Here is a 20,213-nt window from a genome sequence, read left to right on the forward strand (position 1 = left end):
AGGAGACAGTCAAAGCCCCGCCTGACCTGGCCGGTGGGGTGTCCGGGAAACCCGTCATCGTCCTTGTCGAGGATGTCTCGCTAGCGGCCGGACCTGCGTCTTCTCAGCCAAGAGGCCCTTGCCCCGGAGCCACCCACCCCCAAGGTGATGGGCCGTTGACGCAGCCGCGTGAAAGATCTATAGAACAATTGTTCGATAGGATGATGGCATGGTCGCCTGGGGGTAGGACCACACAGCCAACTCTCAGTCGCCTTGCTCATGCCGTACCAGTTGCAGGCCGTCGCCCCAGATCAGGGCAGCTTTGTCGACGGCAGATCAAGGGTAGGGTCGCTGGAGAGACGTCAACGCCGGGCAGACCCCGAGCCAAGGTTCCGCCTGGTGTCCATCCGGGGCCACCTCACGTGGCGAAGTTGCCCGGCTTGTGCGCCGGGCAGCAGTCCAACCCGAGCCCTCCGTTGCACGGTCTTCCCATGACCCGTATACCGGTCGGGCAAGGTCACGCCACGGCGACCCGGTGCTTAGCGTTGTTTTGGTCTTGAAACTTCGGACATGCCTACCGGGCGGACTCAGGCTCAACTGCCGGTGAGGTTCGGCGGGCTGCTGGCGCTGTGGGCCGCGCTGCACCCGACGTCGACGCGGCGGTGGTGGACGGGAACGCGATGGCCGTCACTGTCGCGGCGGTCGCCGCATCGCGGGTTGGCGTGGAGTCGGCCAGCTCAGGTTCGGCCCGAGCTCTGGTGTAGACGTAGTGCTGGATGACGGCGCGCAGGTCGTCGACCAGGTGGTCACCGGCGGCGGCCAGCTCGGCCAGCCGGGCGGGGGCGTCGGCCAGCTGTGCGGTGATGGCCGGGCTGAAGGTCTGTGTAAAGCGATCCGTGTCCGGCTTGAGCGGCGGCGCTGAGGTCGGGTTTCGTGCAGAGGCGGGTGGTGGCCTGGTTGAGCCAGATCCGTTCGTCGCGGGTGAGCGCCGCCGCGAGCGCTGGTACCCGGGTGCGGATCTCGTCGTCGGTGAGCAGGACCCGGGGTGCTTCGCTCGGGCCGGATCGGTCGGGGCGGGGGCTGGCCGTGGCCGTCCCGGCTGTGGGGTCCGGGGTGGCTCGGACCGTGTTGTGGACGGCTTGGCGTGCGGCATTGAACAGGCTCGCGCGCCAGTCGGGGTCGTCGCATCGAAGGAAGATCGCTACGGACAGGTTAGGTTCGTTGGGGTCGCCGAGCATGGTGGTGAGTGCCCTGTCGAAGGTGGCGGCGAACGCGGCGACGTCGTCCTGGGCGTGGGCGGCGGCTTGCACCGTGCCGGCGTTGGCGACGCGGTCGATGCGGGCGTCCAGCCAGGCGTGGTTGTCGTCGGTGAGGCTGTCGCGTATCTGGTCGGGCATCCAGGTGTCGTCGATGGTGACGGGTACGGCCGGTGCGGTGGCGGTGCTGACCGGGACGGAGTCGAGGTCGGCGATCGCGTCGACGGCGGCGGACACGGCCCACATCCGGCGGCGGGTGCTGACGAGTTCGTCGTGGCGGGCGAAGGGCTGACCGAGTTGGGCGCGGGCCCGCTCGATCTTCTTCCGTTGACCGGCGATGTTGGCGACGAGCTGGCCGCGTCGGGTCTCCAGGGAGGCGAGGTGGTGTTCGAGGCGGCGGATCAGGCCGGTGGCGTCACCGGCGGTCGCGTCGGTGAGTGACAGTTGCGTGGTCATGCCGGAGTCGTTGTTGACGGTCAGGGAGACCAGGACGCCGTCGCGGCCGTTCCAGATCGTCGCCGTGACGTCGAAGCCTCCCAGCGTGGCCAGCGGCACCCGGTCGCGTTGCTCGGTGGAGCCGAGTCCGGCGGACGCGGCGGTGAGGGCGTGTTGCAGCGCGCGGCCGGCGTCGGGCCGCTTGTCGAGGTGGTGGCCGGCCACGGTCATCCGGAACTTGTCCCCGCGTACGTCTTGGCGCTGGGCGATCGTCTGGTCGAGGGCGTCAACGCGCCGCTCGTCGACGGCGATCCACTGATGCAGCTCCCGGATCTGCCTCTCCAGGGCGGCGTGGGTGTTGGGTGGGATCGGTTGGCCCGTTCCAGTCGGGCCAGCTCCATCCCAACTCTTCCCTCTCGATGAGCAGCGGGTTGCCGGTGGCGATGGCCTTGATTTGGTGGGCCTGGAGGGCCTCGTCGGAGACGTCCTCGATCTCTCGGGCGACGGTGCCGCGCATCATCTGGTCGATAGGCGTTGCGGAACCAACGGAAGTCGCGTAGCCGCTCAGCCGAGGCGGCGGCGGATCAATGCTGCGAACGCGCCTGCGCCGATAAGCGCGGCGAGGACGGTGATGATTTGGGGCACTGACCACTCCGTCACGTTGAGGGTCATGGTCCAGAGTTTTTTGGCGGCGTACTCCTTCGTCCTCTCCACCGTGAGTGTGATGGTGAAGGTCTCCCGGGTGACCAGCTCCCGGTCGGTGTCCGCTGCTAGGACGAACACCGCGCCTCTCAGCTGATAGGTGCCGGGCTTACTGGCGCGGACGTCCCACCACCAGGTGCCGGCATCGGTGGGATCGGTGAGCGGCTGGGCGGACCCCTCGGGGTTCAGGTCGTCCATAATCTCGACGTCGGAGTAGGGCGCGGTCAGGATGACTCCGACGCGACCGCCAATCGGCACCGTCATGCTCTTCGACGGGCGCTGCGGCGTCGCGCCCGGGCTAGCCAGCTCCGTCGGGTATAGGCAGAGGTCGTCGCTGTTGGCTGGCCCGCAGATGAGCACCCTGACGGTGAACCACTCAGTGACGTCCACGGTCCGGTCGGTGGTGACGTAGAGCTCGCCCTCGAACAGGTCCAGGCGGCCGTCCTGCATGGTCGCCTGGTAGTGGAACTGCTCCGATGGCGACCGTTCGGCCTGAGTGCCTGCCGTTGGGGTTGGGGCGGGTCTTGCAGGCTTTTCCCAGTCGAAGAAGTCGGCCGCGAGCCCGGCCAAGCTTATGAACAGCGACAGCACGAACAGCGCGACGTTGATTCGGATCGTCCACGAATGGCGATCCACTCTCTGCGTCGAGCGCTCGGGGATGTCCGCGCGGCGCCGGCTCGCCGACTTCGGGGTCCGACTCCTCATCACTGCCTCCCTGACAGCGTGTAGCGACCCATTGTGGACCACCCGCGCAGCACTGCACTCTCGGGCTGGGATGCGAGCCCACGCTGCACTACCCGAGGCAGCGATGGCGTGGAATCACGGCCACGGGTAGCGACCCAGCCCAGGAGACGCCCGCCGGCCCCCAGCCGCCGTGGTCGCGCTCTCCTTCTCGACGCCTCCGGCGGGGCCTCTCTCGGAGATCCGGCGGGGGGCCGCAGGTACCAGATGGGTAAGTGGTCAGGCAGGGGGATCTCCTCGCGCCGGCCGCCCAGAGGGCTACCAGACCGGCTCTGGGGCGGCCAGGCCAAGCCGCTCCGCGGTCGGCTACGCCGAGCCTGGCCGCCCCAGAGCCGACCCGGTCGATCGGAGATCGGCCGACACGAGGAGATCCCACCCCCACCCCAGGCCTCCGCGCGGGCAAGCCTGCAAACCCCGCCCGACCGGGCTACCGCCGACACCTGCACGTTGTGTCGGTCGAGCACGTACTTGACGCTGCTCTGGCCCACGTTTCCTTCCCGGAGACGTCGGCACCTGCTCGCTGTTCAGCGTCGCGGCGATCGCGGCCAGGGACAGCCCGCAGGCCGCCCGGGTTCAGAGCTGGATTGTCTCGGCAGGGGAGGGGAGCCGACTCTGGATCAGCAGACTTAGCCTCCTACGGCCGGCGTCGCCGCTAAAGCCGGAGGCAACCGAACCAACTCGCCAGAAGTCCGCTCCCGAGCGGATCGACCTCTGGCCATCGTTGTCGACCGATTCCCCTTCAAGGGTGGGGAGCTCCCGCATTACTTCCGCGTATCCCTCGGGCTGGCCGAGGCGCCCTCCAGCACTCCGCACGACCTCGATTACCTGGGGCAGCACTCGGTGAAGCGCGACCGCCCCGCTGCCCTTCTGCAGGACGAAGTCCGATGCCTCCTCGAACGGTTCGGGCATCACCATCCGGATTCCAGTCCAGTAGGCATTGATGACAACCGCGACGGTTGCGGCGTCGGCACGCTTGAACGAAGGCATGTCCAGAACGGGCTTCAGGGATCGGGCGAACTGTGGCTTGGGAATGGTCACACCATCGCCTCGCGTCTTTCGCCGGTTTGCCTCTTGGAAGCAGCCCCTCCACGGCCCGTCGAGTTTTTCCAGTTCGTCAACGACGGCGTACGCGCGCGTTACCCAGTCCCGATCTTCAGCAGCGAGCATCTCCCGCAACTCAGGGTCGTCCTCAGCCATCTTGGTGAGGAGCTGCCAGGCGAGGTCCGTCTTGACCGGCGCAGCGTTCGTGTTGACCTCGTAGAACTCCCGCATTTCCTCGCCGGGGTCGAGGCCGAGGGTAAGACTGATGGGCACAGGAAAGTTCTCGTAGCCTTCGTGGTCGCCGAGCAGTTGGTTGAGACCACCCGCGCGGTGCTGACCGTCGTAGATCCACAACTCCAGGTCATCCGTGAAACCGATGCGGCCCGTCCCAATCCAATTGCCGCCTTGCAGGACCGCGTTCTCGTAGCCGGCCTGGTCGACGTCCACGACGACGGCTACCTTCTGTTCGTCCATGTCTTTCTTGCGGATGTTGATGAGCAGGGGGTTGGGCATCCGGCCTTGCTTGTCGTCGTAGTACCGAGCCGCCTTGCGTACCCGGGCCGTCACAGGAGCCCGCTGATATCCCTCGCCCGAGTCCGGGTTGTAGATGTCGATATTCTGGTGGTTCGCGATGGTGATGGCGTCAGCGAAAGCCTGCAGCATCTGCGTCCCCCTCTGGACGCACAGTGCCCCGGCGATCTCAATCGTCCTCTGCTGACTCACACGCTTCCCCTTCCCGATCACAGTCGACACCACGCTAGATCTAGCGTGAGGATCTGTCAATCAGATCTCTAAATCAGATCTTAGATTCAGATCTGACGTAAGCCGGTGAGTGGCAGGGGTTGGCTCGGCGGGCAGGGATCAGCACCTCGCCCGGCCGACCAGAGGTATCCCAGGCGTCCCCAGTGCGGTAGCACCGCCGGTGCCACCAGCGGGGTACGCTGCCACCATGACCGCGAAACGCTCCATCAGCGTCCCTGACGACGTCGCCGAGTGGCTTGACGGCCAGCCCAACGTCAGCGCCGCCATCACCTCAGCCGTCCGCGCGCAGATGGCCGGCGCGCGGGTCGACGAGGTGCTGCGCCGGGCTGGCATCGAGGTCACCGAGGCCGGCAAGGCCCGCTGGCGCGACCGCCTCGCCGCCCCGATCCCCGACGAGGCGCTCGCCGAGGGGCAGCGGATGCTCGACGAGGCCGCGTGAGCGACGACCAGGTCGCCGTGGTCCTGGACGCCACCGCGCTCGCCGCGTACGTCGACGGGCAGGTCGCCGTCGGCGAACTGATCGCCGAGGTCGCCGACGAAGACCGCACCGTCGGTGTGCCGGCGGCCTGCCTCGCCGCCGCCTACGCCGCCACCAGCAGCGACGTCGGAACCGCCCTGCTCACCCTGTTGACCACCACACCCGCCATCACCGTGCTGCCCCTCGGTGCCGGACCCGGCGTCGACGACGCCCGCCAGGTCGGCGTTCTCGCCCGTGCCGCAGGCGGGGACATCGCCCTTGGCCACGCCGCTCGCGCTGCCATCGCCCACCGGGCGCACCTGGCCACCGCCGATCCCAAGCCGGCCACCGCCGTGCTGCCCACCGGCTGGAGCATCCTCGACCTCAGCCAGGCGTGACCGGCGCCTCTGCGGCACCCCAGCCGGCGGTGAGGATCCGCCGGCGCGTCGCGCGGCGTGTGGTGATCGCGCGCTTACTGTCTGCGGGTGCTGCTGACTTACCTGGACGAGTCGTACACCGACCGCTGGTACTGGATGGACGCGCTACTTGTCCCCGACGTCGTGGCCATCCTGTTGAGCACGGCCTTGGACGAGGTGATGCTCGACGCGGCGAAGGCCTACGGCGTCGCGGCGGAGTCTGAGCTTCACGGCTACGGCCTGTTCCAGGGCCGCGCGCCGTGGACAGGTCTGCCACCCCGAGCCCGAATCGCGGTGTACAACTCCGCGCTCAAGGCCATCGGCTCGCACGAGGTCACGATCATCCTGCGAGGGGTCGACCGCCATGGCCTCACCCGTCGGTACGCCACACCAAAGCCGGCACACGAGGTGGTGCTGTCACACCTGCTCGAACGCATCGACGGGTACGCGGCGATGCGCGAGCAGCTGGTCCTGGTCATCGCCGACGAGGTCGACAACCCGGCAACCCATCGTTCCGACCTGAGCCGCTACCGGGCTGCTGGAACCGGCGGCTACCGGGCCGTCCGGGCCGGCGGTGAGCAGATGAGTGACGAGATCCTCGGCAAGCTGCGTCGGCCAGTACACGGGAGCGGCCGCCGCGGGCGGCGCGGCAGTCAGGGCGGCGGGCCCCGGGGTGCAGGGGCAGCAGTATGGTCTTGCGGGCTGATCCTTGACCGCGTCGACCGAGACGGAAGTGCACGGGTGAAGAAGCGGTGTGGTGTCTCGCTCACGATTCCGATCGAGCCGGATCGTGAGCGGGCCGGTCGGGTGACCCGGCGATGGTTTGAGGTGTGCTCGGACCGTCTGGTGGGGGAGTTCGGTGAGGTGGTGCGGTCCACGCCGCAGGACCGGCTGGTCTTCGTGGCCGAGCGGCCCGACGAGATCAAGGCACAGGTCGGCACGGCTGTCGATCCGCCCGTCGGCTACCAGGGTGAGTCGTGGGAGTGGGATGTCGTCTATTCCGCCGTCGCGTGGGAGGAATTGCTCGGCCGGATGGAGAGCCTGCCTGACCAGGGTTCGTGGGAAGCGTCCACTTATTGGGCGGCGGGCCCGGTTCTCAGTGTGGCGATGGCGCGGTACGGGGGTTTCGTTGAGCTGGCCAGTTCGATCGGTGATGCGGAGGCCGCTGATTCGCGGCGGCTGCTGGCCCCGGTCCGGGAGGTGGCGGAGGTCTCGGCGCCGGTCGCTGTCGCGTTCGCCGAGCAGTGGAACCCGATGGTGACGCCGCTGGAGCAGGCTCTCAGCCGTTACGCGGTAGGTGTCGAGGAAGCGGGCGTCGTGCTGCGGAACTACGGCTGGCTGACCATCCTCAGTGACGAGATGGCCGACCGGGTGGGCGGATTCGCCCGGCTTCGCGACAGCGGCGCATTTGTCGAGGCTGAGCGCTTGGCGCAGGGCAGTTGCTGGCTGCTGGCGACAAAGACGTGGGACGAGTACGGACCGGAGCACGCCGACCGGCTTTTCGAGCTGTTCGCGCCGGTTCTCCCACCAGGTAAGCCGCAGCTGCGCGAGTTCAAGAGCATCGTGATGGGCGAGCCGCCAGAATGGCACGTGCTACCCAACATTGTTGCCCAACGCGATCCCCGAGAGTGGCTCTGACAGGGTCTGTTGCGTTGGGGGAAGCATGATCGATTTCAGCTTGGCTGGTGTGGCCTCCTTGCCTGGTGAGGTTGTCGTCCCGCGTCCGGTCCTGGTCGCCGCCTTCGCGACCTGCTCGACGGTCACGCCCGGGTCACGGTCACGGGCCACCCGCACGACGTCATCGCGGAACTCACGAGAGTAGGGCTTGGGCACAGCGACATCCTTCCCAGCCCGCCATCAGGGCAGGCCATCTCAGATGTCACCTACCGGCGCAGCAGACCCGTCTGGGTCGGGCGGTTGACAGGTTCTGTCAGGCCGGGGGTGGGTTCGATCGGCCTGTCAGCGGCGAACTGAGGGTCGTCAGTACGTCCGCCGGTCCGGGGGCCATTGCGCCTATGGCCGACAGAGATTCACGCCGTGCGCCGATCCCCGTCGGGGACGTGGTGCCCGGTGATTCGCCGGTGCCGATCACCGTGTGGCCGGTCCCCGCCCCCGGGGACGGCGAGACCATGTCCATCGCGATGGGGGTGCGGCTGGTCCACAACCTCACCCACCCGTCGGGGCTGGTCATCGATCTAACCGTCGGGCCGCAGTTGGCTCGCGCGGTCATCGCTGCGCATCGCCGCAGTCACCTTCAAGAGGCCCGGCAGGTGGGTTGGGGTCGTGATCCGGCGATGTTGATCGTCACCGGTTGGCCGGTTGGCGACGCCTCCCCGGTGGAGTTCTTCCGGCGGTGCAGGGCCAGTCTCGAACCGGGTGGGTGTGTGGCGGTGCTGTTGCCGCACGGGGACGTGGCCGTGCCCGTCGACGTGGTCGTCGCCGCCAGGCAAGCCGGGCTGGCGTACCTGCAGCATGTGGTGGCGGCCGACCAGCCGCCGCAACACGGCCACCAGGATCTACTCGACATCCACACCGACGTGCTGATCCTCACCCGCAGCACGACGCCGGTCGGGCACGTCGATGGTTGAGCCGATGCCGGTGACGTCGGTGTGGTTGACATGTCAGCAGCCGGCGCGGGACCAGCGGCGGGGCCGGTACGTGTCGGCGACGTCCAGCCACCCCGGAAAGATGCTGCCGCATCTGGCCGCGCACGCGATCGGTGCCTACTCCTCGCTGGGGGATCTGGTATTCGACCCGATGTGCGGGTCCGGGACCACGGTGGTCGAGGCCATGCACCTGGGCCGGCAGGGGATCGGGATGGACATCGAGCCCCGGTTCACCGCGTTGGCGGCCGCGAATGTGGCGCTCGCGGCGTCGCAGGGCGCGGCGGGTAGCGGGCAGGTCTTCACCGGCGACGCGACGGGTCTGCCGGGTCTGGTGCCGGCATCGGTGGTCGGGCGGGTGGCCCTGGTGCTCACCTCCCCGCCGTACGGGCGGGGAACCCACGGGCTCGTGCGGGTCACCAGCAGCGGGGTCCGCAAGCGCCACCACCTGTACGGGGATCGGGAGTCCGGCAACCTCGCCTACGGCGGCTGGTCGCGGCTGTTCGACGGGTTCGCCGCGATCCTGGCCGCCAGCTACCAGTTGTTGCGTCCGGGTGGATTCGTGGTGATCACGTGCCGGCCGGTGCGACGCCACCGCGACGACCTGATCGACCTGCCGGGGGAGCTGCTCACGGTGGCCCGGGCGGTGGGGCTGCTGCCGGTGCAGCGGTGTGCGGCGATGCTCGCCGCCGTGCGGGACGGGCGGATCGTGCACCGGGCGAACATGTTCGGGCTGCTGGCCGTGCGGCGGGCCAGGGATGGAGGCACCCCGGTGCACCTGGTGGCACATGAGGACGTACTGGTCCTGCGCCGTAGTTGACGCGAGCGGTTCCTGAGCCCGTGCCGGTGGGAGAACTGATCCGGGGCGGGTGGCGGTGTGAACCGCCGTCCGCTCCGCCAGGGCTGCCGGTGGGTGCGCCACGGCAGGCTGGACGCCGCCGGGGTCTGCGGCGGATCAGGTACCGCTGCTGCCTGCGGGCTGTCAGGCGTTGACAGACAACCGAACCTGACACGTCGCCTCGCTGCCGTCGACGGAAACTAACCTGGGGACTCTCCCTACTTTCCTGTGCCACTGATCTGATGCCTTCCGCGACGGCATCGCGCCCACCTTGTTCGGTCGGCCGCCGTCGTCGGTTTCGGATCTGGCGCTCATCCCACGCTGCACCCTCTCGCGTCGTAGATCGCGAGCAGCGTTCCCACCCATGGTCAGGCGCTCACCACCCGGTGCTCGCCGTTTCGTGCTGCCCTACGGAGGACGACATGCTCCAGCACACCTGGTACCTGGACGACATCGACTGGTTCACCACCCTGCCCGACGCGCCGCGTCTGACCGACGACAACAGCACCGTCATCGGTCAGCTCGGTGACCTGTTCGGCGGGGAAGCGTCCTTTGGGCCGGCCACGACCGTCACCGCCACGCACGTGATTCTCATGGCCCTTGAGCACCTCGGGGAGACCATGACGTACGCCGCCGCAACCCACGACACGACTGAGTTGGGGCGGCTGCTGTGTGGTCTCAACCTCATCCAGGCTCACCTCACCCAGATCATCCAGCACACCGCCCGGCAGGCCGACAACCGCACCTTCCGCGGCCTGACCCGGATGCCCGCCACCACCGTGCATGCACTGACCGCACGTCTGACCACGGCGGGTGTGATCGGTGAGGCCCTCGCCGGCCACCTCAAGGACGCCCACACGGTGCTGCGGACCACGACTCCGTAACACCCCGGCGTAGCCCCGGGACCGGTCACGCCGTTCCCTGTTGTTCCACCGGCCGTGTCCGGCCGACCGCGCGATCCCGCGCACCGTCCGGGCACGGCCGTGCGTCGTGCCCGGATTCCCACCCCTGCGGAGGAATCTGATGCCACACCCCTGCGGCCCGCTACGGGCCACCTCGGCCAACCACTCATACCCGGACCCGGACACCGGTAGCTGCCGGCGGTGGTCGATCCACCGGATGTGCCCTGCGGACGCCGGTCCCGGGTCGCTTCCGGCGGTGCCGGCATGATCGCGCCCGACGTTCCGGCGCTCCTGGCGTCCCGCCCGCTGGTGGGGGGTCTCGCGGTGCCGTGGATCACGGTACGGATGCCCGACGGTCGGTACCGCTTCGGTGCCGTCGACTACCACCGGCACCGCCGCGCATTGCGCGATCGACTCTGCCAGACCTGCGGCGGTCCACTCGAACCTGCACGGATCGTCTTCGCGATGCGCGACAGCGACCTGAAGCTGCTCGTCAGCCCCGAACCGGGTATGCATCCCGTCTGCGCCGACTACTCCGCCCGCAGCTGCCCGATGCTGGCCGGCCGGTTACCCCACCACCGCGCCAGCGACCCCGCCGCGTACCTGGCCGACCTCGGCGTCACCTCCCACGGTGACCCCACCGGCAGCCGGACGGCAGCCCCCGCCGAGCGGTGGCACCTGCTCTGGGCCACCGACTACCAGCCGATCATCAACCCTCTCACCGGTCAGCCCGCCGCGATGGTGCTGCCCGAGCAGTTCCTGCGTGTCCGCCCGACCGGACCGCCCCCGCTAGGGCCGGACGACGCCGGCACCCCCGCCGGCCCGGCATCGCACCCCTGAACCCGCAACGGAGTCCTGCCATGACGCTGCACGTCATCGCCGTCTACCACAACACCGACAGTCGTTTCCTGCCCTACCAGCCGGGCCACACGCTCACCCAGGTCATCTCCCACTGGCGGCATCTGCCCGACACCGCCACCCCGCAGTACACCGCCGACTGGATCTACACACTGTTCAACGTCGACCTCGACTCCTTGGAGGCCAACCGGGCGGCACCGCACGGTGAGGCGGATTTCCTCATCGCCTGCACCTACCGGCTGCTGCGGCTGCGGTCGCTGTGCACCGGAGACGTCGTCGCGGTCACCGCCCGCGGCCACACCACCTGGATGGCGTGCGAGTTCGTCGGCTGGAAGCCCGTCGACACCCCGACCCTGCTCACCGGTGCTCCGCTCACCGCGGCCGGCGTCGAGCAGCAGCTGCGGCGGGGCCGTCGTGCGTGAGCATCCGAACGGTGAGGTGATGTACCGGGTGCGGGTGTTCGACCTGTGGCTGAACTGCGGTCACCTCGTCACCGTCGAACGCTGCGGCTGGTACCCGGTGTCGGTGCCGTGCTGCGACCGGCTTGGCGGCACCGTTCTGCACGGCGTCTACGTGTCCTACGCCTCCTACGTCGACCTGGTCACCCTGCGGTCCGAACGCCACGCTTACCGGCCGGCGGGCAGCCCCGCCAGACCCGACCGGCTCATCGGCCGGCGTGCACGCACCGACGACCCCTACCTGCCAGCGCAGCCCGGCGACGGCGGCCACTGCGGTCGCTGGCCGGCCCACGTCGGCGCCACCTGGAGCATCGACGGCTCCCTCCCCGAGCCCGACTGATCGGTCGACCTCACCTCACCGGCCCCGCTGCGGCGGCCACCGAAACATGCGGCCCGCCAGCAGGCGGGCCGTCGTCGTTCAGGACCCGGGACACTCCACCTGCCCTAGGAGTACGTCCCGGGTCCTTCCCATGATGGGAGGAACCCGTGTCCACCACACTCCTCGTGACCGCCATCCCCGTGGCCGTCGCCTTCGGGACCGCTGCCGGCTACCTGGCCACCCGGCGGACCGTCGAGCGGCTACGCGCCGAACTGGCCGATGCGGCCTGGCAGCTGACCCACGACCCGCTCACCGGTCTGCTCAACCGCATCGGCCTGCGCACCGCCCACACCGCCGTCGCAGCCGGCCCACCGCGACCGCTCATCGTCATCCTCCTCGACCTCGACCGGTTCAAGGAGGTCAACGACGCCCACGGCCACGACGCCGGCGACGACCTGCTCATGGAAGTCGCCGACCGGCTCGGGCACGTCGCCGACGCCACCGGCGGCACCGCCGCCCGCCTGTCCGGCGACGAGTTCGCCGCCATCCTGCCCCTGCGCCACCGCCTTGACGACCTCGCCGACCAGATCACCACGGCGATCGCCGCACCGGTCACGGTCCAGTCCGACAACGGCCCGGTCACGGTGACCGTCACCGCCAGCGTCGGCATGACGATCATGGCCAGCACCGATCGGCTGGAGGACGGGCCGCTGCACCGGGCGGACACCGCCATGTACCGGGCCAAACACCACGGCGGCGACCGGCACCTGCTCTACACGCCCGGCATGGTCATGCCCGAGCAGGGACACCGTCGGGGACCACGCCCCCGTGACCTGCGCCACGACCGGTCCGGGGGCGTCGAATGAACCTCACCTCCCGCACCGCCTGCGCCACCTGCCACCTGGTGCTGACCGAGTCCACGCACGAGGGCCGCACCGCGTACCGGCATCCCGTCGCCGAGGGCCGGCATGCCGTCGTCCCCGTCGACGCCCGCCAGCTGCCGGACGTGTTCGACCGCTGCCACACCTGCACCGGTGCGCCACCGGTGTGGAACTACCACACCGGTCTCATCCAGATCGCCGCTGCGGGCGCGGTCGAGACCTACAACGACCAGTGGCACGTCTGCTACCGGTGCGCCCACCACATCGAATCCGACGACGTCGACGCCCTCACCACGCACTGCGCCGCCCGCATGCAGTGGCCACCCCACAGCGACGAGTACCTCATCCTGCGCACCCTGCACCGGTGCATCCTGCTCGGCAGGGAAGGCCGGACGCTGCTGACCGCCACCGACTGGCCGCCGGCCCGGATCACCGCCGACATGCTCCCGAAGATCCGCGACCGGCTCACCCGCCTCCTGCGCGGCCCCGACCACCTACCCGCACCCCTGCACGAGCCCGGCCACCGCCGCACCCTCGCCGACCACCTCGACCTCGCCCCCCTCTACTGGATCAACCAGGACTTCACCGACCACATCACCGACGTCACCACCACTCAGCCGCCGGCGACGGTCACCGACGATCTCGTCGGCTCACCCGCCGGTCTCATCGCCTGGCCCACCCCCGTCGGCGTCACCGGTCACCTCGCTGCCGCGTCCTGGACTCCCCGCCGCGACGGCTGGCAACTCACCGGCTACCGCAGCATCGGCACCGCCCTCGACGACGACCTGATGCCCGCACTACGCCACGAGATCGGCTGGCTGACACCCCTGCACACCGAACACCTCACCCGCCGCGCCACCCTCGATGGACACCATCCCCTCGGCCCCCTCATCACCACCTGGCTCCTGATCCACCAACAACTGACCGACACCGTCGCGGCGAAGCTCCCCAAGGGCACCACCAGGGCGTACCAACGTCACCGGCGACCGGCCCCGGACGTGCGGATCGTGCGGATCGCGCCGCACCCCACCACCCCACCGGAGCCATCCGCACCCGCCGGCACCCGTATCCGGGCCAAGCCCGACCACCGCTTCTGGGTCTCCGGCCACGAACGTCAACAGGCGTACGGCCCCGGCCGAAGCCTGCGCCGCCCGGTCGACATTCACCCCTTCCTCAAGGGCGACAAGGACCTCCCGATCAAGCTCAGCACCACCGTCCGTGTCCTCGGCGACCGCACCCCCGGCACCGAACCGTCCACCGACCAGGGCTGACAGCACCGGGCGCGGCACCAGGTGCCCGCCCCGGGGGAATACCCGCACCCCTGTCGGCTGCCCACGCCACGGGCTCCCTGGACGCGGCGGCCCGCCTCCGGTGAGCCGCCGCCGGCCTCGCCTCGTCGCGCGCCGTACGGCGGTGTCACCGCACCTGGTGACACCGCCGCCCGCGTCCCGACCCGACCCGCGCCACCGCAGCGCCAGGGGCCGCCCCTCTTTCCCCGGCTGCGGCTTCTCCCACCAACACAGACAAGGACAGCACCATGTCGTTCCCCGACAAGAAGCTCACCGTCCGTTCCTCCGGCGATCTGGCTACCGCAGTGCCGTACCTGCTCGGCTTCTACCCCGACGACGGCAGCGCCGTCGTCATCGCCATGCGGAACCGCCGCATCGTCTTCGCCGCCCGCGGGGACCTTCCCGCCGCCGACGCCGCGGCACAGGAGTTCCTCGACCACGCCGCACACCTGGCAGCGGTCATCCACCGGCAGCACCAGATCACCGACACCGTGATCATCGGCTACGGACCCGTCGACCGCATCGACCCGGCCTTGCGCCTCTACGACGAGGCGTTCACCGCCAGCGGGATCACCGTCCGCCACCTGCTGTGCGTCACTGGCACCCGGATCACCAGCCTCACCTGCGGCGACCCCACCTGCTGCCCACCCGAGGGAACCCCGTTCGACCCCACCACCAGCGTCGTCGCCGTGCAGGCAACCGTCGCCGGGCAGGTCACCCTCCCGAACCGGGCAGCCCTGGCCGCCCGCATCACCCCCGTCACCGGCACCGCCCGCGACGCCATGCACCTCGCCACCGTCGAAGCGGCACCCCGCCTCATCACCCTGCTCGCGGCCGGGAACACCGCCCTCGAGCAGGCCGGCACGAACGCCATCCGCCACGCCCTACGACGACACGACGACGGCGAACGACTCCCCGACACCGACATGGCCTGGCTCACCCTGCTCCTGACGCAGACCCCGGTACGAGACGCCGCCGTGGACCTCACCGAACCGGAGGAGGACCACATCACCTTCTGGGTCGACGCCGTCCGCCGCGCCGACGAACCCCTCGTCCCGGCACCCGCCACCGTCCTCGCCCTCACCGCCTGGCGCCACGGCAACGGCGCCCTGGCCCTCATCGCCGTCGAACGCGCCCTCCAGATCGACCCCCACTACCCACTCGCCGACCTGCTCCTGCAAACCCTCCAGGCCGGACTGCCGCCCTCCACGTACGACCAGGCATAACCCGACCCCCGGACACAACCCACACGACAGGAGACCACCCGTGGACCCCACCCGCAGCATGCTGCTCGCCCTCGCCAAACGGGCCGAAGAGACCCGGCTGGACTGGCAGGCCGGCCGCGCCGCAGTGCGTGCCCGCGGCGAGACGCCCACCCGCAACGAGGCGTTCGCCCACCACATCCAAGCCAACCTGTGCCTACTCACCGCGATCACCGCCGCCGACCTCCCGGCCACCTTCCGCATCCACGACACCACCCTGTCCACCGACCCCGTCACCGCAGCGCAGCAGCTGCGCGACATCACCCGGCCCTACGACCGGCACGGACCCATCGAAGCCACCCACGAAGCAGCCCGACAGGCCTACCGGGAGGCGTTCGCCGAACCGGTCACCGCACAGGAACAGCAGTACGTCGACTTCCTCGCCGCCCTCACCCCGGCCCGCCGCGACAAGGTCATCGCCGCCGCCGAAGAACGCGCCTCCCACCCGAGGCCGTAGCAGTCACCTGACAGGGCTCGCGGCCGCCGCGTCAGCTCACCCGCTCCAGCACTGTGGTCATCGCGCCCCTCGGCGGTCACCCCGGCTTGGGGCGCGATGCAGAGCCGGCAGCTCCATGCAGGTTTCGCCCAGGCCGATGAGGGAGTCCCGGGGTCGACTGGCTGCCGCGCAGACGGATGACGCCGAGGCGTTCCCCGGCCTGGACCAGCTGCCCTGGGCCCTGGAAGGGCAGCGTATGGACAGCGCCGACAAGGTGTTCGTTGCCCCGCACAGCATCCCGTCGCACGGGGCACCACCGGCCCGAGTCAGGCAGTCCGGCGAGCGGCCGGGCCGCCGCTCCCTGGGGGAGCTCCCTGCGCCGACCCGCCCGGGGGGATCGTCGGTGTGGTGCGCGAGGATGGGCGCGTGTTCGACGGGATCGACGGCATCGACTGGGTGCGGCTCGGTCACGCCTACGGCTCGGCCGGCGATGTGCCCGGCCTGCTCCGCGCCCTGCGGTCGCCCGACGAGGAGGAGCGCCAGGCCGCCTTCGGCGGGCTGTACGCCAGCATCTTCCATCAGGGCACCCGCTACGAGGCGTCGGCTTACGCGGTGCCGTTCCTGCTGGAGTTGCTCGCCGATCCGGCCGCCCCTGACCGGGAGTTGGTGCTCTATCTGGTGACGGTGCTTGCGGTGGGCCACGACGCGAGGTGGCTGCCGCAGGGCATCCCGGTGGTCGAGCTGCGTCGGGTGGCCGACGGCGGGCGGGAACTGCTCGCCGCCAAACCGCCTCCGTGGCACGGCGACGACGAGACCTGCAAGGAGTACGTCGAGTACGCGTACGTGGAGTCGCTCGACGAGGCGGATCAGCAGCGGCTGTGGGCGTACGTCGAGCTGGTCGTCTACGACGCGGTGCGGGCCGGCGTGTCCGTCTTGCGTGAGCTGCTCACCGACGCCGGCCCGGGACTGCGCGTCGGTGCGGCGTACGCGCTCGCCTGGTTTCCGCAGGACGCGGCGGGCAGTATCCCGGCGCTCGTCGCGGCGGCCGGGGCTGCAGTGGAGGTGGACGAGGGTGAGGCGGCGACGGCTCTGGTGGCGGCCGGGTTGCTCGGTGCCGCGCCTGACGCCGGGCTGTTGGCTGATCCGCGTCCGGTGATCCGCTGGGCCGCCGCGGTCGGCCGGGCCCGGGTGCTTGGCGTCGATGCCGACGAGGCGACGGTCGACGAGCTGCTCGCCTGGACGGCCGCCGTCGAGCCGGGCAACCGGCCGGCCATCGGCGGGGCCGAGGTGCCTTTCCTCGACGGCGACCTCAACGGGTACGCGGGGCTGTCGCTGCGTCTGCTCGGTCCCCGGCACGCCGGTCGGGCGTTTGACGCGTTGCTCGATCGGCTGTGCGTCGCCGTCGGTGAACAGGCGTTGCCGGTGGCGGTCGAGGCGCTGCGCCTGGCCTTCCCTGGGGGCCGGCTGCCTGCCGGGGTGGCCGGTGCTGCGTTGGCTGCCCGGCAGCGGCGGCTCGTCGAGGTGCTGGCCGGATCGCCCGGGGCGTGGCTGATCGACGGCGTGTCGTTCGGCAACTTCGCCTCGCTCGTCGGCGACTACGGTCTGCCACGCAGCCGGGAAGCGATGCTTGCCTACCTCGACGCTCCTGCTGCCTGACCCTCGACGGTCCGCCGGCATCCACCCCAGCAGCCCTGGCTGCACCGGCAGCAGCAGGTCGTTGGCGGCGTCGTCCTGCGGATGACGGTGCTGTCGTCTATCCGAGTGAGGCGAGGATGAGTTCCCGGGTGGCGTGGACCGTGGGGGAGTAGCAGACAACGGGGGTCTGTGATCTCGTACCTTTGGCGGGGTGGCGCTGACGCGGATGCGCCAGAGCCGACGCCATGCAAGAGGGTCTCACGCTGTTTGTTGGTCCGCTCGTCGGTGGGGTACTCACGCTGGCCGGTATCGGGTGGAATCAGCGAGCAGTCGACGGCAGCAAGGCAGGGCCGACCGGGCATTTCGGTCGCGCCCGTTCAACCATCGCAAGACGCAGCGCTGACCGGCACGGTGAGAGCCAACACGCCGGTCTTTAAGCGTTACGCAGGGCCTGCTTGGCGAACCTGACGCGAGCCTCGATCTGCGTCCATAAGGTCTCTGCGGTGGCCGTCGGGATCGGTTCGTCGTATCCGACGGTCTGGTCGGCATTGACCCAGGTGACGACCATCCAGCCGGCGTCGTAGACCTTCTGCGAGATGAACCGCTCGATGGCGGTTGCGTACTGGGTCGCATAGGTCATGTGCTGGAACGCGGGGTCGATCGCCGGCACGCGTAGCTGCCTCGGTGGAACCGGCTTGATCGGCACGCCGGTCTCGCAGTCGCGGTTGAACGTGATGCACCAGGCGGACCAGACCCCGAGCGTACCGAAGGCCTTGGTCATCTCTTGGACGGTTTTGGCGTCGACGGCGCTGCCGATGGCCTCCTCGATGCGGTTGTTCGCGTTGTTGCCCGGGCTTGACGCCTGCGACTTCAGCTCGACGACGCCCACCAGGTGGCCTTTGTGCATCGCCACGACGTCCCAGTTTTTCGACCGGCGGAAGTAGCCGGGGACGACGCTGTCGATGGTCACCTCGTGCTCGGGGAGCCCTGCGTCGATGAACATTTGTCGGACGAACGCTGCGATGCTCTGCATGTGCCGGGCGTCGCGGGCCTGGGCCCCGGTGTTCGACTTTCCGTCGGCGGCGAGCTTGGCGACGGCGGCGTTCTTCGCCTTCCACCAGTTCTCCAGCAGCGGCTGCACATCACGGGCCACGGGTCAGAGTCCTTCGGTGAGTTCGTAGCTGGCAAGGTCGATGTCGTAGGCCCTGGCTGCGGCCTTCGTGGCCGCGAGGATGTCCCGCCTGCGGAATGCGTCACGGAGCGCGTCGGCGATGTCACGGGGGATCGCGTCGGGTGCCGGCACGCGGATCTGCTTGAGGTACTGCGCCTGGAACCGGAGGGTTCCCCCGCGCATCCGCACGCAGTAGGCCTCGATGAACGCCTGCGCGATCCGGGAGAGCAGCAACCCTCCGAGCATCTCCATGTCCCAGGTGTCGGAGACGACGTAGTAGAGGTTGTGGTGCGGGTAATAGCCACCGTTTTCCAGGACGGGATGGATGCTGGTCTTCATGTCCTGGATCAGCAGCTTCGGTCTGCCGGTGACCGCAGGGTTCACCTTGTCGATGGTCCGGTACCAGGAGCCCGGTGCCTTCTTGGCGACGAAACGGTCCTTCAGGCCCGGGTGCTTTCTGAGGTACGCGGCCATCCGGGGGTAGTCGGCGAGATCGACCAGCCGGCCGTCGGCGTCCCACGGATTCACCAGGTAGTTGCCCTGCCACACGAACGAGCCGGTCGTCAGGTCCTGCCGCATCGAGAGCGGGAGCATCCGATCCCGCTCGACGGCATCGCGATCCTTGGTGACGTACGCCTTGTCCGCGCCGGTCGCGATCCCGATGGACACCCTGGTGCCGGTATCCGGGTCATGGAGCGGGCCGAACCGGTCGTTGAGTAGCTCGATCAGGGCGAGTCTGGCCGGGGATCCGGTCGGCCACAAGGAACCGCTGTCGAACCAGTGTGGCAGTCGGTGCGCCTTGACACCGACGTCGAGGAAATCATGAAACCAACTGTCCGAGGCGGCCTTCGCGAGCGCGAACGCCTGCGCCGCTCCGAAATCCGCGGTGGTGTCCGCGACGACCGCAGGGCCCTGCGGCCTGTTCGCGAGGACGGTGATCGCCGGGTAGGCGGAGACCTGGGCCTCGAACGCATCGACGTCGTGCATCGTCCAGATGTGCTCGACCGAGTACCGCGTCGCGACGAGCTCACGCAACGCAGCGCCGTACTGGTTGCGCATCCACCTGTCGGCGCAGATGAAGCCGAGGCGGCCCTCCGGCTTGAGCATGGCGAGGCAGCGTTCGATGAACCCGACGTAGATGTCCCCACGGCCGCGCATCGTGGGCCAGGTCCGACGGTATGCGGCGGTGGTCACGTCGTCGAGGTCGTCGTAGCGGATGTAGGGCGGGTTGCCGATCGCGACATCAGCCTCTCGGTCACCTACATCGTCGAGCAGGAAGTCAGCTCGCCGGATCCAGGTCGCGGCCAGCGACGTCGCGGTCGGCTGTGCTGCGCCCGCGGCAACGAGGAGATCCCGGCACAGAGCCCGCGACGCACGAACGTGCTCGGGCTGGAGGTCGTAGGCACGGATCGCATCAGCCAGCGTCGCTAGGTCTCGCCTGCAGGAACTCGCGGAGGCGATCAGACGCTCGACGGCGGGCCCGAGAAATGCCCCCGAACCACAGGACGGTTCGATGAGGTAGAGGCCACCGAGGTCACGATCAACCGTGTAGCCCGTCAGGTCGAGCAGCACGTCGACGACCCATCGCCTGGTGAACACCTCGCCGTAGCTCACTGGGGAGACCGCGTCGCGCTCCAGAAACACCTGCTCGACTGCGCTCACCGTCACCCTCTGTTTGCCCGATTCATCACTTCAGCTCGTAACGAGCGATGATCACAGGTTACCCAGAGGCTCTGACATCGACGCGGAGGCCATACGTGTCGTCCCCCGAG

At 69.4% G+C, this 20,213-nt stretch carries 19 protein-coding genes; 14 read left to right on the forward strand and 5 right to left on the reverse strand.

From position 1 onward, the window contains the following. Positions 1–785 precede the first annotated feature (785 nt). The 3 genes from JQN83_RS11345 to JQN83_RS11355 form a co-directional block, all read right to left on the reverse strand. Positions 786–1,901, reverse strand: a complete 1,116-nt coding sequence (locus tag JQN83_RS11345) for a hypothetical protein (protein ID WP_208567053.1) — start codon at positions 1,899–1,901, stop codon at positions 786–788. Between the two features lie 333 nt (positions 1,902–2,234). Further along, a complete protein-coding gene (locus tag JQN83_RS11350) occupies positions 2,235–3,077 on the reverse strand; it encodes a hypothetical protein (protein WP_208567054.1) in 843 nt (280 codons plus the stop codon). A 609-nt stretch (positions 3,078–3,686) separates the two neighbouring features. Beyond that, on the reverse strand, positions 3,687–4,910 hold the full coding sequence (locus tag JQN83_RS11355) for a DGQHR domain-containing protein (protein ID WP_307799178.1): 1,224 nt from the start codon (positions 4,908–4,910) through the stop codon (positions 3,687–3,689). Positions 4,911–5,103: 193 nt separating this feature from the next. Here JQN83_RS11355 and JQN83_RS11360 point away from each other — a divergent pair, with 193 nt between their 5' ends. From JQN83_RS11360 to JQN83_RS11425, 14 genes are all read left to right on the forward strand, one after another. Then, on the forward strand, positions 5,104–5,355 hold the full coding sequence (locus JQN83_RS11360) for a hypothetical protein (RefSeq protein WP_208567056.1): 252 nt from the start codon (positions 5,104–5,106) through the stop codon (positions 5,353–5,355). Beyond that, complete coding sequence (locus JQN83_RS11365; protein ID WP_208567057.1) at positions 5,352–5,771, forward strand: hypothetical protein; 420 nt, start codon at positions 5,352–5,354, stop codon at positions 5,769–5,771. Before JQN83_RS11360 ends, JQN83_RS11365 begins: the two co-directional genes overlap by 4 nt. Positions 5,772–5,858: 87 nt before the next feature. Then, complete coding sequence (locus tag JQN83_RS32985) at positions 5,859–7,427, forward strand: hypothetical protein (protein WP_244252207.1); 1,569 nt, start codon at positions 5,859–5,861, stop codon at positions 7,425–7,427. Between the two features lie 443 nt (positions 7,428–7,870). Next, entirely contained in the window at positions 7,871–8,377 is a 507-nt protein-coding gene (locus JQN83_RS11375; RefSeq protein WP_307799179.1) for a hypothetical protein, read from the forward strand. Positions 8,378–8,381: 4 nt separating this feature from the next. After that, positions 8,382–9,212: a TRM11 family SAM-dependent methyltransferase gene (locus tag JQN83_RS11380; protein WP_244252208.1), complete on the forward strand. Its 831-nt coding sequence runs from the start codon at positions 8,382–8,384 to the stop codon at positions 9,210–9,212. Between the two features lie 440 nt (positions 9,213–9,652). Then, a complete protein-coding gene (locus JQN83_RS11385) occupies positions 9,653–10,114 on the forward strand; it encodes a hypothetical protein (protein WP_208567059.1) in 462 nt (153 codons plus the stop codon). A gap of 282 nt (positions 10,115–10,396) precedes the next feature. Further along, entirely contained in the window at positions 10,397–10,972 is a 576-nt protein-coding gene (locus tag JQN83_RS11390) for a hypothetical protein (RefSeq protein ID WP_208567060.1), read from the forward strand. 20 nt (positions 10,973–10,992) lie between these two features. Then, positions 10,993–11,412, forward strand: a complete 420-nt coding sequence (locus JQN83_RS11395) for a hypothetical protein (protein ID WP_208567061.1) — start codon at positions 10,993–10,995, stop codon at positions 11,410–11,412. Further along, on the forward strand, positions 11,405–11,788 hold the full coding sequence (locus tag JQN83_RS11400; protein WP_208567062.1) for a hypothetical protein: 384 nt from the start codon (positions 11,405–11,407) through the stop codon (positions 11,786–11,788). Before JQN83_RS11395 ends, JQN83_RS11400 begins: the two co-directional genes overlap by 8 nt. A gap of 146 nt (positions 11,789–11,934) precedes the next feature. Continuing rightward, entirely contained in the window at positions 11,935–12,633 is a 699-nt protein-coding gene (locus tag JQN83_RS11405; protein ID WP_208567063.1) for a GGDEF domain-containing protein, read from the forward strand. Next, entirely contained in the window at positions 12,630–13,919 is a 1,290-nt protein-coding gene (locus JQN83_RS11410; protein WP_208567064.1) for a hypothetical protein, read from the forward strand. Before JQN83_RS11405 ends, JQN83_RS11410 begins: the two co-directional genes overlap by 4 nt. Positions 13,920–14,185: 266 nt before the next feature. Continuing rightward, the gene (locus JQN83_RS11415) at positions 14,186–15,163 is read left to right on the forward strand and encodes a DUF4192 domain-containing protein (protein ID WP_208567065.1); all 978 of its coding nucleotides are present in this window, start codon (positions 14,186–14,188) and stop codon (positions 15,161–15,163) included. 40 nt (positions 15,164–15,203) lie between these two features. After that, positions 15,204–15,656 carry a hypothetical protein gene (locus tag JQN83_RS11420; RefSeq protein WP_208567066.1) on the forward strand — a complete coding sequence of 151 codons (453 nt, stop codon included), beginning with the start codon at positions 15,204–15,206 and terminating at the stop codon, positions 15,654–15,656. 405 nt (positions 15,657–16,061) lie between these two features. Beyond that, positions 16,062–17,291, forward strand: a complete 1,230-nt coding sequence (locus JQN83_RS11425; protein ID WP_208567067.1) for a hypothetical protein — start codon at positions 16,062–16,064, stop codon at positions 17,289–17,291. Between the two features lie 412 nt (positions 17,292–17,703). Here the strand turns inward: JQN83_RS11425 and JQN83_RS11430 are convergent, their stop codons facing one another. Together JQN83_RS11430 and JQN83_RS11435 are read right to left on the reverse strand one after the other, a co-directional pair. Further along, a complete protein-coding gene (locus JQN83_RS11430; protein ID WP_208567068.1) occupies positions 17,704–18,423 on the reverse strand; it encodes a PaeR7I family type II restriction endonuclease in 720 nt (239 codons plus the stop codon). A 3-nt stretch (positions 18,424–18,426) separates the two neighbouring features. Further along, on the reverse strand, positions 18,427–20,103 hold the full coding sequence (locus JQN83_RS11435; protein WP_208567069.1) for an HsdM family class I SAM-dependent methyltransferase: 1,677 nt from the start codon (positions 20,101–20,103) through the stop codon (positions 18,427–18,429). Positions 20,104–20,213 lie beyond the last annotated feature (110 nt).

The organism is Micromonospora antibiotica, assembly GCF_017599305.1.
Lineage (GTDB): Bacteria > Actinomycetota > Actinomycetes > Mycobacteriales > Micromonosporaceae > Micromonospora > Micromonospora antibiotica.

What these genes read in the sequence shown, in the direction of transcription:
- JQN83_RS11345 (WP_208567053.1), bottom strand. Translation starts at nt 1,901, where the DNA reads ATGACCGTGGCCGGCCACCACCTCGACAAGCGGCCCGACGCCGGCCGC.
- JQN83_RS11350 (WP_208567054.1), bottom strand. Translation starts at nt 3,077, where the DNA reads ATGAGGAGTCGGACCCCGAAGTCGGCGAGCCGGCGCCGCGCGGACATC.
- JQN83_RS11360 (WP_208567056.1), top strand. Translation starts at nt 5,104, where the DNA reads ATGACCGCGAAACGCTCCATCAGCGTCCCTGACGACGTCGCCGAGTGG.
- JQN83_RS11380 (WP_244252208.1), top strand. Translation starts at nt 8,382, where the DNA reads ATGCCGGTGACGTCGGTGTGGTTGACATGTCAGCAGCCGGCGCGGGAC.
- JQN83_RS11385 (WP_208567059.1), top strand. Translation starts at nt 9,653, where the DNA reads ATGCTCCAGCACACCTGGTACCTGGACGACATCGACTGGTTCACCACC.
- JQN83_RS11390 (WP_208567060.1), top strand. Translation starts at nt 10,397, where the DNA reads ATGATCGCGCCCGACGTTCCGGCGCTCCTGGCGTCCCGCCCGCTGGTG.
- JQN83_RS11395 (WP_208567061.1), top strand. Translation starts at nt 10,993, where the DNA reads ATGACGCTGCACGTCATCGCCGTCTACCACAACACCGACAGTCGTTTC.
- JQN83_RS11410 (WP_208567064.1), top strand. Translation starts at nt 12,630, where the DNA reads ATGAACCTCACCTCCCGCACCGCCTGCGCCACCTGCCACCTGGTGCTG.
- JQN83_RS11415 (WP_208567065.1), top strand. Translation starts at nt 14,186, where the DNA reads ATGTCGTTCCCCGACAAGAAGCTCACCGTCCGTTCCTCCGGCGATCTG.